Source organism: Mycobacterium sp. NPDC050853, from assembly GCF_040653875.1.
Taxonomy (GTDB): Bacteria; Actinomycetota; Actinomycetes; order Mycobacteriales; family Mycobacteriaceae; genus Mycobacterium.
The window spans coordinates 546,381-558,715 of record NZ_JBFAGW010000001.1; the positions used below are offsets into that span (position 1 = coordinate 546,381).

General features: G+C 60.8%; 14 protein-coding genes. 4 read left to right on the forward strand and 10 right to left on the reverse strand.

Translation table 11 applies throughout. From position 1 onward, the window contains the following. Window positions 1-23: 23 nt before the first annotated feature. Window positions 24-890, forward strand: coding sequence for a hypothetical protein (locus AB0H22_RS02535; RefSeq protein ID WP_180748614.1), 867 nt, complete (start codon window positions 24-26; stop codon window positions 888-890). On the opposite strand, the gene AB0H22_RS02540 is transcribed toward AB0H22_RS02535, so the two are convergent. Genes AB0H22_RS02540 through AB0H22_RS02550 form a run of 3 tightly spaced genes read right to left on the reverse strand, consistent with a single transcriptional unit; the run spans window position 891 to window position 3,029 of the window. Further along, the gene (locus tag AB0H22_RS02540) at window positions 891-1,169 is read right to left on the reverse strand and encodes a hypothetical protein (RefSeq protein ID WP_358144533.1); all 279 of its coding nucleotides are present in this window, start codon (window positions 1,167-1,169) and stop codon (window positions 891-893) included. Further along, window positions 1,166-2,731, reverse strand: coding sequence for a hypothetical protein (locus tag AB0H22_RS02545; protein ID WP_358144535.1), 1,566 nt, complete (start codon window positions 2,729-2,731; stop codon window positions 1,166-1,168). The genes AB0H22_RS02540 and AB0H22_RS02545 overlap by 4 nt, the downstream gene beginning before the upstream one ends. Continuing rightward, entirely contained in the window at window positions 2,721-3,029 is a 309-nt protein-coding gene (locus AB0H22_RS02550; RefSeq protein WP_180748617.1) for a type VII secretion target, read from the reverse strand. The genes AB0H22_RS02545 and AB0H22_RS02550 overlap by 11 nt, the downstream gene beginning before the upstream one ends. 104 nt (window positions 3,030-3,133) lie before the next feature. Here AB0H22_RS02550 and AB0H22_RS02555 point away from each other — a divergent pair, with 104 nt between their 5' ends. After that, window positions 3,134-4,171, forward strand: a complete 1,038-nt coding sequence (locus AB0H22_RS02555) for an LLM class F420-dependent oxidoreductase (protein WP_358144537.1) — start codon at window positions 3,134-3,136, stop codon at window positions 4,169-4,171. Window positions 4,172-4,231: 60 nt separating this feature from the next. After that, complete coding sequence (locus AB0H22_RS02560) at window positions 4,232-5,743, forward strand: alkaline phosphatase D family protein (RefSeq protein ID WP_358144539.1); 1,512 nt, start codon at window positions 4,232-4,234, stop codon at window positions 5,741-5,743. On the opposite strand, the gene glmM is transcribed toward AB0H22_RS02560, so the two are convergent. From glmM to rplM, 3 genes are all read right to left on the reverse strand, one after another. Next, on the reverse strand, window positions 5,740-7,056 hold the full coding sequence (gene glmM / locus AB0H22_RS02565) for a phosphoglucosamine mutase (protein ID WP_358144541.1): 1,317 nt from the start codon (window positions 7,054-7,056) through the stop codon (window positions 5,740-5,742). The genes AB0H22_RS02560 and glmM overlap by 4 nt on opposite strands. 93 nt (window positions 7,057-7,149) lie before the next feature. Continuing rightward, window positions 7,150-7,602 (reverse strand): 30S ribosomal protein S9, encoded by a 453-nt coding sequence (gene rpsI / locus AB0H22_RS02570; RefSeq protein ID WP_358146016.1) that lies wholly within the window; start codon window positions 7,600-7,602, stop codon window positions 7,150-7,152. Between the two features lie 86 nt (window positions 7,603-7,688). Further along, window positions 7,689-8,132 carry a 50S ribosomal protein L13 gene (gene rplM, locus AB0H22_RS02575; RefSeq protein ID WP_358144543.1) on the reverse strand — a complete coding sequence of 148 codons (444 nt, stop codon included), beginning with the start codon at window positions 8,130-8,132 and terminating at the stop codon, window positions 7,689-7,691. Window positions 8,133-8,365: 233 nt separating this feature from the next. On the opposite strand from rplM, the gene AB0H22_RS02580 reads away from it, so the two are divergent. Beyond that, window positions 8,366-9,715, forward strand: a complete 1,350-nt coding sequence (locus tag AB0H22_RS02580; RefSeq protein WP_358144545.1) for a hypothetical protein — start codon at window positions 8,366-8,368, stop codon at window positions 9,713-9,715. Here AB0H22_RS02580 and AB0H22_RS02585 read toward each other — a convergent pair. From AB0H22_RS02585 to AB0H22_RS02600, 4 genes are all read right to left on the reverse strand, one after another. Next, window positions 9,640-10,194, reverse strand: coding sequence for a hypothetical protein (locus AB0H22_RS02585; protein ID WP_358144547.1), 555 nt, complete (start codon window positions 10,192-10,194; stop codon window positions 9,640-9,642). The genes AB0H22_RS02580 and AB0H22_RS02585 overlap by 76 nt on opposite strands. A 602-nt stretch (window positions 10,195-10,796) precedes the next feature. After that, window positions 10,797-11,327, reverse strand: coding sequence for a hypothetical protein (locus AB0H22_RS02590; protein ID WP_358144549.1), 531 nt, complete (start codon window positions 11,325-11,327; stop codon window positions 10,797-10,799). A gap of 331 nt (window positions 11,328-11,658) precedes the next feature. Then, window positions 11,659-11,946, reverse strand: a complete 288-nt coding sequence (locus AB0H22_RS02595; RefSeq protein ID WP_358144552.1) for a WXG100 family type VII secretion target — start codon at window positions 11,944-11,946, stop codon at window positions 11,659-11,661. 38 nt (window positions 11,947-11,984) lie between these two features. Then, entirely contained in the window at window positions 11,985-12,269 is a 285-nt protein-coding gene (locus tag AB0H22_RS02600; RefSeq protein WP_358144554.1) for a WXG100 family type VII secretion target, read from the reverse strand. Window positions 12,270-12,335: the final 66 nt, after the last annotated feature.

Here is a 12,335-nt window from a genome sequence, read left to right on the forward strand (position 1 = left end):
GAACGATCGGCTACGGTCATGCCATGGCGAGTACCCGCACGCTATTCAAAGCCCTGACCCGCCGCGGTCCGCACAAGGTCCTGCGCGGGGATCTCGCATTTGCGGGCGTGACCGGTGTCGTCTACTCGCCGGAATCCGGGTTCAATCTGCCCGCTGTGGCGTTTGGGCACGACTGGCTGACCGGTACGGACAAGTATCGAGCGACCCTCGAACATCTCGCGTCCTGGGGAATCGTGGCGGCCGCCCCCGACACCGAAAAGGGGTTGATCCCGTCACATCTGAACCTGGCGGCCGACCTGAGCACAACCCTCGAGATCGTGACCCGGGTACGTCTTGGCGACGGCAAGATCAGCGTGCACCCCACCAAGCTCGCGCTCGCGGGTCACGGTCTGGGTGGCTCCGCGGCGGTCTTCGCGGCGACCCGACCTCCAGCGCTGGTGGACAAGAAGAATCGTCCGGTGAGCGCCAAGGCCGTTGTGGCTCTCTTTCCGAGCACGACCCGGCCGCCGGTGGAGAACAGCGTAGCGGCGCTGGCCATCCCCGGATTGGTCGTGACGAGCACCGACGACGTGCAGTCGCTGCGATCGAATGCCGCGGCTCTCGCGCAGGCGTGGCAGGGCGCCGAACTGCGGAACATTGCGAAGGCGAAGTCCGGCGGGTTACCCGAACACAGCTGGCTGCGTAGATTTATGGGCCTCGGCGGATCAAACCGCGCGACACAACGCAACACACGGGCCCTGCTGACCGGATATCTGTTGTTCCAGCTTGCGGGCGATAAGCGCTACCGCGACTTCGCGGATGCCACGGCCGAGTTGCCGAACACCTCATTGCCCGATGCCGCCGAGCTGGACGTCAGCGAAATCGATCGCGTGCAGTCGCTGCTGAGATAGCTAGCGTCTCCACCGCTGCCAGCGGTAGATATCGTCCTCTTCCATCCCGGATTCAGTGAGGTGGACCTGGGTGGGCATGCGCAGTTCATCAGCGGGTTTCACGATTCGTGACGGCCAAAATTCGTCGTCGGGGTCGTAATCTCCGCCGAAGCTGATCTGCGCGGGCCCCTGCTCGCGCGGCACCTCCCCGCCTGCGGCATCGGCCTCATCGCGCAGTTGGTCGAGTGAGCATTCAAAATCCGCGACGATCCCCGCGAGCGCATCGGTGATATCGATCATCGTCCGGCTTTCGGCAGTTCGTCCGCGGCGATCTCACAGGGCGTCTCCCCGGCGTCCGTCCCCGCGGCCTGAGGTTGCGCAGCCGGTGCGGGAGCCTGCGGCTCGACGTGCAGGGGCGCGGTGGGCTGCGGCGTCTGGACCGGAGGCGGCGTCACCGGCGCCATCGGACCTGCCTGCGGAGGCATCGCTCCCGGCGGGGTCATCCCAAGCGGTGTACCCGGAGTTGTCTGACCTGGGGCGGTCGGAGTGGCTTCCAGTCCACCAGCGCCCGCTAGCTGAATACCGGGAATCGACGCCGGCTTGCCGTCCGTCGCGAAGGTCCCTCCCGCATCTGAGCGGGCCTCTTGGATCGCCGCGTCCTTGGCCGCGGCCATCTTGGCGTCCGGATCCTTTTTGTCGGCGGCTTCGTCGACCTTGCCATCGAATTTGTCCTCGGGCTTGTCTTCCCCTGCTCCCGGCTCACCGCCCTGTCCCATCTGGTCGAACGGGATGTTGGACAGGCCCTCGGTGATCGCGCTGACGATCCCGCTCGCCATCTGACCTATGGACCCCATGGCGCCCGTCATGGCGCCGGTCAAACCACTGACGATCTGACTCGGGTCCATGCCCTGCTGTCCTTGCCCCTGTCCGGCGCCCTGCTGCTGCCCGCCGCTGGGCATCTGGCCGCTCTGGTTGCCCATCGCGGACGCCGGGGTAGCCGTGCCCTGCATCCCACCGGTTGCGGTGCCGGTGGCAGACCCGCCGTCCTTACCGCCGCCACCGGGCTGCTCGTCCCCGCCCTTGCCCTTGTCTTTGTCTTTGGGGTTTGTCTGCGGATTTGTCTGAGGATCGGTGCCCGAGTCGTACTCGGGTCCGAACTGACCGGGTGGCGTCTTGAACTCCTGAGGCAACTTCTGCTTCAGACCGTTGATCAAGGTGTCGTATGCCTCGCCGCCTTTGGACCATGCGGTCTTCATCGCGGGCAGCCACTTGCCCTCGATACTGTCCTTCACGTGCGGGCCGATCTTGGTCGCATTGGTTTCGTCTGCTGTCGCCCTATCGCCTGCACCGGTCTTGTAGGTCGCGACCGCGTTGTCGAACGCCGTACGGTCGGACACCAACCCGTCGACCATGGTCGACGCCTGCTTCTTCAGATCGACAATGTTCCACAAGGCATCACGCAGGCTGTCCAGTCCGGTCGACACCTTTCCGAATTCCTCAGTTACCTCATCGGCGGTGGAGTTGTGCGTCCTCAGAAACTGGTTGGCGGCCTCCGAACCTTTGCCTCCCCACATCCCCATGAGCTGCTGCAGCTGTCCGTGCTGACGTTCCGCTGCGGACTTCATGGTGGTGACCGCGCTCTTGAACAGCTCGAGGTCCGCGCCGAGCGTGTTCAGGTTCATGCCGGCGTCCATGTCGTACCAATCGAACAGCTGGCGCTCGTTGGCGGTGAGGTCCGGGTTGGTGATCGTGACGGGAGACTTGCCGTTCCCTCGGATCGCGGCGGTCGTGTAGTTCTGCGAGTTCGCGATCGCCTGGATCCCCTCGCTCCGGAGTGCCTCAATGTCGTACTTACCGGCCATCGGCTGCAGCCATCCTTGCCTTGTTCTTGGCCTCGAGATCGGCATACCGTTGCGCAGTCACACGAAGTTGTTCGGCGATCGCGGTGTTGGTGCGATGCCAATCCTCAAGATGAGTTACCACTTCTCGCAACCCGGCGCTGACCTGATCGCCCTTGGCTGTGTGCCACCGCCCGGCGGAAGCGCCGGCGAAGGATAAGCCGCGCAGCTGCTCGATGGCCTTTTGCAGCTCACCGGCCAAATTGTCGAACTCTCCGGCCACCCCCCGGACACCAGGGACATCGATCGAGGTTTCTCCCATATTGACTACGACGGGTATGTATCGATTCCGGTTCCATCTTTTTTCACCGATCTGGGGCTCGGAGCACCTTCCCGTTCAACCGCTTGGTCGAGTAGGGTCTCGGCATGCGCATTGGAACCACGCTGAGCTATGCCGGAGGATTCACCGAGGTCGTCGACGAACTCGCTGAGCTGGAGAAAGTCGGGCTCGACATCGCGTTCGTCGCCGAAGCCTACTCATACGACGCCGCGAGCCAACTCGGGTATCTCGCCGCCAAGACGTCGACCGTCAAGCTCGCGTCGGGCATCTTCCAGCTCTACACCCGCACACCCACCCTGCTGGCCATGACGGCAGCGGGCCTGGACTACGTCTCCAACGGCCGTTTCATCCTCGGCATCGGCGCCTCGGGGCCACAGGTCATCGAGGGATTCCACGGCGTGAAGTACGACGCTCCCCTGGGCCGCACCCGGGAGACCGTCGAGATCTGCCGCAAGGTGTGGCGCCGCGAGCGCCTGGAGTTCGAGGGCAAGTACTTCACGGTGCCGCTCCCGCCCGAGCAGGGCACCGGCCTCGGCAAGGCCTTGAAGCTGATCAATCACCCTGTGCGCGACCGCATTCCAGTACTCATCGCCGCGCTCGGCCCCAAGAACGTGGCACTCACCGCAGAGATCGCCGAAGGCTGGCAGCCCATCTTCTTCCTGCCCGAGAAGGCCAACGACGTCTGGGGTGCCGCCCTGGCCGAGGGCAAGGCCAAACGCGACCCGTCGCTCGGCGAGCTCGAGGTCTACGCCGGCCCGGCTCTCGCGATCGGCGATGACGTCGAGGCGTTGTACGGATTCGTCAAGCCGAGCCTCGCGCTGTACATCGGCGGCATGGGCGCCAAGGGCAAGAACTTCTATCACAACCTCGCGACCTCCTACGGGTTCGGCAAGGAAGCCGACCGCATCCAGGAGCTCTACCTGGCAGGCAAGAAGGCCGAGGCAACCGACGCGGTGCCCGACGAGCTGGTCAGAAACATCTCACTCATCGGACCGAAGAGCTTTGTCGCCGAACGGGTTGCAGCCTTCAAAGAGGCGGGTGTGACCACCCTCAATGTGGCACCACTCGCCGCCGACGCGGCAGGTCGAATCAAGCATGTCGAGGCATTGCGCGAGCTGCTCTGATTCGCCCTGCGTTCGCATGGCGTTAGGTGTGCGTTCGCCTAGCGCCCCGAAAGTAGTGGGATGACAGCCGTCCCGCGCCGCACCGTATTGCGCGCCGCCTTGCTGGGTCTCGCGATAGCCCCGGCAGCGGCGTGCGGACCGGCGTTGGTGTCGGCGCGCCCGCGGCTGACGCACGGAGCCGCAAGCGGGTTCCCGCGTACCGACGGCGCAGTGATCTGGGCCCGGTCGGATAGCCCCGCCACCATGATCGTCGAAACGGCTGCCACCGAACGCTTCTCGGATGCAAGGCGTTTCACCGGGCCACTGCTCACCCCGGAATCGGACGGGACCGGCCGGATGCGTCTCACCGGGCTGCCCGCCGGCTCTGAGGTGCACTACCGGGTGACGCTCGACTCGGACGGCACGCTTAGCGAGCCAGTCACCGGCCTCTTCCGGACGGCGCCCTCGTCCGCACGGGATGTCCGGTTGATCTGGTCTGGTGACGTCGCCGGGCAGGGATTCGGCATCAACCCCGATGTCGGCGGGATGAAGGTGTTCCGCACCATGGCGGACCGCGATCCGCACTTCTTCATCCACAGTGGGGACACCGTGTATGCGGATGGCCCGATTCAAGAGACGCTGACGTTGCCCGACGGGCGAATCTGGCGAAACCAGGTCTCGGAGTCAAAAAGCTCTGTCGCCCAGACACTCGACCAATATCGGGGCCAATACGCCTACAACCTCACCGACGACAACTATCGATACTTCAACGGGCACGTGCCGCAGCTCGTGCAATGGGATGACCACGAGGTGATCAACAACTGGTATCCCGGCGAGATCCTCGATAACGACAAGTACACGGAAAAGCGCGTCGACGTGCTCGCCGAGTACGGGCACCGGGCATTCCACGAATGGCAACCGCTCGAGGCCCGCGAAGCAGTGGACGGCCGCGTATACCAACGGGTTTCCTACGGCCCCCTGCTCGACGTGTTCATTCTCGACATGCGCAGCTACAAGGACCCCAACTCCCCCAACCGGCAGCCTTCGGGCGCCATCTTCGGTGAACGCCAGACCAGTTGGCTCATCGACGCCCTCGCGTCATCGACAGCCGTGTGGAAGGTCATCGCCAACGACCTGCCGCTGGCATTGGTGGTGCCAGACGGCAAGACGAACTTTGAAGCCGTCGCCAATGGCGACGACGGCCCGCCCCTGGGACGGGAAACCGAACTGGCGCATATCCTTTCGCATATCAAGGCCCGGCAGGTGCGCAATGTGGTGTGGCTGACCGCCGATGTCCACTACACAGCGGCACACGAGTACTCACCGGCACGGGCCAAGTTCACGGACTTCGAGCCGTTTTGGGAGTTCGTGTCCGGGCCGCTACACGCGGGTGCCGGCCAGGAGAAGCCGCTCGATGGGACATTCGGTCCGCGAGCCGATTTCGTGCACGCCGCGCCGGTAGATCAACAGTCACCGCTGGATGGCTACCAGCACTTCGGGCAGATCGACATCGATGGCGGCGGCAACCTGACCGTCACGCTATGCGATGCCGCGGGCACCGCGCTCTACACACGCGCCCTGGCACGCACTTAGACCGCGCCGACCACCTGCGCCACGCGCTCGGCAAGGCGCTGCGCAATGGACTGTTCACCGGCCTCCACCATGACGCGGACCAGCTGTTCGGTTCCAGAAGGACGCAACAGAATTCGACCATTGCCCGCGAGCTCGGACTCCACCTCCGCGACCGCGGCCAGTACCTGTGGAGCCCGCGCAACGGCCTGTTTGTCAGAAACCGGAACGTTGATGAGTGTCTGGGGCAGGCCCCGCATCGCGGAGGCCAGCTCGGCCAGCGACTGCCCGGTTTGAGCCATCCTGGACATGAGGCGCAGGCCCGTCACAATCCCGTCGCCGGTGGTGGCTAAGGAAGGCAGCACGATATGGCCGGATTGTTCACCACCCAAGGCGAATTGGCCTGCACGTAGCTCCTCCAACACGTAACGGTCGCCGACCGCCGTCACCTTGACGTCGATGCCCGCTGCGCGCATCGCGATATGAAGTCCCTGATTACTCATCACAGTCGTGACGAGTGTGTTGTCGGTGAGCTCTCCGGCCTCCGCCATCGCCTTCGCGAGCACAACCATGATGACGTCGCCGTCGATGACATTCCCGTCGGCATCCACCGCGAGGCATCTGTCGGCATCGCCGTCGTGCGCGAGGCCAAGATGGGCGTTGTGAGCCCTGACCGCAGCCTGCACCGGGCCCAGATGCGTTGAGCCGCAGCCGTCGTTGATATTCAGCCCATCAGGGTCGGCATTGATGTCGATAACGTGGGCGCCGGCCTCCCGGTATGCCAGCGGGGCCGCATCCGATGCCGCTCCGTGCGCGCAATCGACCACAACGGTCAGGCCGTCCAAGGAATGGATGTCGGCAGTGCCGACATGATGCAAGTACCGATCGAGGGCATCCGCGGCATCACGGACACGGCCGATTCCGGCACCCGTCGGACGTACTGCGGTCGTCTCGAGCTGCGCCTCAATGGCGGCCTCGGCGGAATCGTCGAGCTTGTGACCCCCTACGCCGAAAATCTTTATTCCGTTGTCGGGCATGGGATTATGAGAAGCAGAGATCATGACACCAAAGGCAGCGCCGTAGGCACCCGTCAGATACGCCACCGCCGGCGTGGGAAGCACCCCGACCCTAAGCACGTCGACACCCTCTGCAGCGATACCCGCGACGACCGCCGCTTCAAGCATCTCGCCACTGGCGCGCGGATCGCGGCCCACGATGGCGACGGCGCTCCTGTGTCCCAGAGACCGTGCCGCGGCGGCCCCGAGTGCCATCGCGAGCTCTGCCGTCAGATCGGCATTCGCGACACCCCGGACGCCGTCCGTGCCAAACAAACCCATGCGCCTAACCTCTCACACCCGACTGGCCCCAAAACGCGATTGCGCCGACACACATGTTGTGTGCCGGCGCAATACGCGGACGAACAGAATCGATCAGCGCTTCGAGTACTGAGGCGCCTTACGGGCCTTCTTGAGACCGTACTTCTTACGCTCGATCGCACGCGGGTCACGAGTGAGGAAGCCGGCCTTCTTCAGCACCGGACGGTCCTCGGGCTCCACGATGATGAGTGCCCGGGCGATGGCCAGACGCAGCGCGCCTGCCTGGCCCGAGGGGCCGCCACCAACCAGGTGGGCGAAGATATCCACGGTGTCGACGCGGTTCACCGAGACCAGCGGCGCCTTGATGAGCTGCTGGTGCACCTTGTTCGGGAAGTACTCCTCCAGGCTACGGCCATCCAGGAGGAACTTGCCGGTGCCGGGACTGAGGCGCACACGGACGACGGCTTCCTTGCGGCGACCGACGGTCTGGATGGGCTTGTCGATGACGACGGGACCGCGAGTCGGGGCCTTGACGACTGTTTCGTCGGCGGGCTCCTCGACAGTCACCTCGACGACCGCCTGGTCACCGGTCTCGACGGCATTTTCCGTGTTTGCAGTGTCGTCTGCGGGGGTCTGCTCTTCGGCGATATCGGTCACTGAGCCACCTGCTTAATCTCGAACGGGATCGGCTGCTGCGCGCCATGCGGGTGCTCAGGGCCGGCGTACACCTTGAGCTTGCGCTCGATCTGGTGGCCCAACTTGGTCTTGGGCAGCATGCCGATGATTGCCTTCTCCACCGTGCGAGTGGGGAACTTCTGCAGCTGCTCGCCGATGCTGCGCTTGCGCAGACCGCCCGGGAAACCCGAGTGACGGTAGGCGAACTTATCGGTGAGCTTCTTGCCGCTCAGGGCAATCTTCTCGGCGTTGATGATGACGACAAAATCGCCGCCATCGGCGTGGGGGGCATAGGTCGGCTTGTGCTTGCCGCGCAGCAGAATGGCTGCTTGGACGGCAAGACGGCCGAGTACTACGTCCGTGGCGTCGATGACATACCAGCTAGTGGTGATGTCACCCGCCTTGGGCGTGTAGGTAGGCACAATCTTTCCTTGTCTACTCGGGTGGATGCTCGGACGGTTTCCGCCGTTCGAGACGCTGGCCACGGCAAGCGGTGGAGGTTCATCTCGGCGACCAGTGGTGACCCGAGCCTCATGTACATGACGTACCGCACGCCAACGACGGAGCTTACCGGGATACGTCACCGCAGGTCAAAACGCGGCTGGGCGGCCCGCGTGGGATTATCGTGTTCGACGGCAGACGGGGAGGCTCAGGCGTGGAGATCCTGAAGAACACGTTCTTTCTGTATAGACGATGCTTCCTACAGTTGATCGCCATCTATCTCGTCGGATGGCTGGTCCGATACGGCATCGTTCAGCTTGCAGTCGCAGTGGCCGTCAAGCACGGCATGATCTGGGGAAACTTCCTTCTACCGCTGTCTCCGTTGACGATGCTGCTGACGTATCTGGGGATGTTCTGGGTGCTGCGGCCATACATACTTCCCGACGCAACCGATACCGGTGTCCAAGCATTTCTCAACACGGCGCTCGAAATACTTCTTCCCGCGTTCGCGATATTCGTGTTATGGAAGCTACATATGCATGATGCTTGGAGCTTTCAGCACCAAGCTTTGTTGCAGATAACTGAAGAGCATTTCGCCGAATCCTTTAACCGAAGCGACGAGCTCAACGCTATCGAGCGAGCCGAAGTAGGCCGGCTCATAAATCCTGGGGCGGACACCCTCATCCTCATCGTTGTGTTGTTACTCGCAATCCGAAAACTTCTCGTATACGTTTCTGATCGTCTACCGAGGTGGACAATCATTCCTCGACTCTATGTGGAATCTGCCTGGGTCTACATATTTTTTGTTGCATCAGCCGCGGTGATGTTCGGGTCGCCTAGATGGGTAAGCGAACGCAAGATTGTCGTCTGGTACCACGACCAGAAACAAGCCGTATTCGAACATCTCGGGCCAGTCGCGGATGCAGTCCGGTGGGTGACCGATCACACTGCCGGAGTAACTCAAGCGGTTCTAGCGCCTCTGTCTTGGTTCGTTATCGCAGGATTGGCGTATGCGCAGGCCAATAGATCTACTTGGACCAGCGCTTCCAGAGTGCTCCTCGGTCAAAGATACTTCGAACGGCTAAGGCAAGCAGCACAGAAACCGACGGCGGCGGTTCTGTCACGGTGGAATAGACTCCCTACCGTCGTCACATCACGCACCGATGAGATGCGTTCAGGGATTCTTGGGACATTCGACCACGTACGTGATGCGATACGGCTCGTGCTTCAAACCGGACCGATTCCTGTTGCGTTCTATATCGTGACATTTGCAATACTGGTCGTGCTGTACCCAACGGATGTATTTTTCGATCCGAAAATATCCGATGGGCTTTTTTGGCGCGAACTCATAGATCTGATTGGTCCTCACGAATACGCTTGGTGGACAAGTCGCGAATCAGCAATTCGTCTGTTTATTGCGGCAATCTTTGAACCCATTCGCATTTGCCTTGTCGCCGGAATGTACTGGTACTGCGTTCAGAAATCTGATCAATCAATCTCAAATCGAACCGTCGAAATCTTGCCAGAAGATTCCTTAAAAGATACATCCACACCCTCCAATTGAGCATCCGAGGGCACCATGGCAGCGAGAACAAATTGTCCACGATCACTATCCTGTGAACATCTTGTATCGTACCGCCCCTCTTCCAGCCAGGAGACGGTTGATGTCGAAAATTCTCCGTTTGCCCAACGGCGCGACTGCTGGTCAAACACACTCGCAATGCACGGCGGATATTCTTTTCGACTCCAGTGTGTGATGTCTCGACCATTGAGCGTGCGCTCAAACAAAAATACAGCTGGGCGCCCATTTATTGCGATAACCTCGCCGGGATCGCGCGGTAGATCCGGTACCTCTAACTCATGCATCCGCCAGGCGACTCCATACAGATCGATACTGTCACCGGAGGGAACAGTTACTGCCGGAATGTCATCGCGCGAAAATCGAGACACACTGGTCCGAATAACAGTTTGATAGAACACCCCAAGAACTACCAGAATCACAACAATCGCCAATACGTTGGACCATCTCAACCAGGTCTTCATTGGCGAACCTCTGATCCGTCTATCATGATAATCGGCTGGGAAATTACGTCACGATACGAAAGGGCTATATCCAATCGAGAATCCAGAGGCGGTGAATCCATAGTCAGCCCGCTCTCTACATCTCTAAAAGAGGTCATAATTGAAAAATCTAGCTTGTCCTTGACATCAGAGACCTCGAAGATCATGACAAATCTAAACAACAGTCCGGGCTGAAATGTGTCAGGCCTACCCAACGGATTACCAAAACTGGTGCGAGGCCCCGTCCGCGTATCACCCGATTGAAGATAGGCTCCAATACGAGATTCTCTCACTAAAGTTTCACAAGTTAGATCGACCACTATCCATTTACCTTTAGAGAAAAAATCAGATCGAACCGGAGATTGCCGAGTCCTACCGACGGACACATGGTCCGACATGTAGGTTGCGTGAACAGTCGCAGCGATATTTCTTCCCACAACCCTCTCGGCCAAACCTCCGTGGACAGGCAATGGCAGATAGGAGTCCGGACGGTTTGGCACAAGAGACCACAAAAAGATAGCCGCTAGCACCAGTAGAATTGCGACAAGTGTGCTAACTAGCTCCGAACGAATAAGGCGAATCATTCAGCACCTCGTGAGCGGTACCGTCAGCTGACCGCCCGTCATTCTTCGGGTGGTCATCCAGTCTTCCGTTGGAAGCATCACACTCTGTGTCTTCCCGAGGTCATAGACAACGAGGGTGATCCCGGTTGCACGATCCAACATTCTCGTCGGCACTTTCCAAATGACAAATGCGTCCATCTTCATCCGCGCCGCAATATCACTGATGGAATCGCCGATCCCTTCCGGAAACACACCCATGTACTCGGCCTCCGGCTCCATTGAAGCCAACTTGAACACGCGCGTTGAATCTTCGGAACCAAATGGAATGTCTTCGCCAACTGCATTTTGAATGGTGGCACGCAACACAACAACTGACTGACCATTTCTGGTCGCGTAAACGACGCCTGATGGAACCTTGTCTTCACCGCACCCAGCGACCAGCGCATGTGGAGTAATCTGCAGCGGGCCATTGGAGAAGTCCTGCTCAAGCGCGATGGACTGGAGCGGCTGTGCAGCAGCAAGACCGCCAAATGCGGCAGCGGTCGTGAGCACAGCGACTGTCACAGCCTGCCACAAATGCTTTAACTGAGCGCGCTCGAACTGGGCACGTATCCACCTAAGCGCGACTCTGAACACGCGATCCCCTGTCCACATAACTGGCGAGGCCGATGACAATCCCTGACGGGATAGTCTATTCGAACTGTCACTCACCCGCCGCCACGAGATCGCCCGGTGAGTTACCTGAGATCTTGAGTTCCTGTTTGTCGGGTGGCCATGCGACGAGCACAAAGCGGTGCCGTAAACCTCCAGAAAGAAAACTGTGGGACCTTGGTGGCTCTCCTCCACCAAGGCCCCACAGGGTCTTCAATCAACCGTCGGCGATTTAGCCGTGCCAGGCGCCTGCAGCGCTCTGGTCGGTGTGCTGCGCATCCTGGTTGCCCTGATCCACCTTCGAGTTCAGCTGAATCAGGATTTGGTGGAGATCCTCGGCGGACTGGTGCCAGGCCTTCTGGTACTCCTGGTACGCAGTAGCTTCCTGCCCTTCGGCCTGCTGAACCAAGGGCTGGATCTCGTGACGCAGCTCCTCAAGGCCAGCCTGGAACTTCTCGACCATTCCCTTGACGTCTGCAACGAGCGCGTCGATCTCGCCGTGGTTATAAGTAATCTGCATGGTCATTCCCTTCTGTGTGATGTCTTTAACAGCTATTGCTAGACGTTGAAGTTCGGAGCCTCGTCCATTTCCTGGATGCGGCGCTTGTTCGATTCCATCGTGTCCTGAATCCCGACCAGCACCTTCTGAATGTCGCCCATCTCCTGATCGAAGCGAGCCATCGCCTCGTCAAAGGCGTGTCGCGCCTGGCCCTGCCACGTGCTGGTGCCCACCGCTACGCGGTCCCGCAGTTGGTTCTGCAGTGCGGTGAACTCCTGGTACTTGCCATCAATCTTCTTAGCCGTGGTATCGAGCAACGCCAGGTCATTCTGGAAAACAGCCACTTCATATCCTCCCTTGTCCCCAGGCCCGGCCAGTCACGGGTGTGACTTCCGGTTTCTGGCCGGTTT